We start from the raw sequence: 448 nt of genomic DNA, 5'->3' as shown, positions 1-448 counted from the left end.
GCGGTCTCTTGGTTCAAAGCCGGCAGAACCCTGCACCGCAGAAACTCGAATCAACTCACTGTCATGCTTCACTGCCCGCGCAAGCGCCACTGTTGTGTTCTTTCCTTGATAAGGCGCTAAACGACTGGTGGCGGAGGCTCTGATAATATCCCTCTGAGTATTATCTTGCACTGTATAGGCCAGCGCATCCTCTGCTCCTTGATAGCCAATTCCCGCCGCATAAAATGCCACTGCAAAATGCTGTTGATTTTGATGCTTGGAATTAGGAAACCATTTTGCTAATGACTCAGATGCCCATTCATTGGTTTGGTCTTCATGGCAAGAGGTACACACATTAGGCGTGCCTAAATGGGTGCTGAGGTCTGGTCTTGGGATTTGCCAGCTATGATCTCGCCTTGGATCCACCTGCATGTAGGTCGTCTCTGGCATATGGCAAGTGGTACACTTT

The 448-nt window shown here is 49.6% G+C and carries 1 pseudogene; it reads right to left on the bottom strand.

The features are described 5' to 3' along the window. Positions 1–448 (bottom strand): annotated as a pseudogene (locus AB4585_RS23300) (deca-heme c-type cytochrome); the annotation flags it as partial.

Origin of the sequence: Vibrio sp. 10N.222.49.C9 (genome assembly GCF_041474985.1) — a bacterium.
Classification (GTDB): domain Bacteria; phylum Pseudomonadota; class Gammaproteobacteria; order Enterobacterales; family Vibrionaceae; genus Vibrio; species Vibrio crassostreae_C.
The sequence above is the reverse complement of the archived record's forward strand: the minus strand, read 5'-3'. Positions and strand labels throughout refer to the sequence as shown.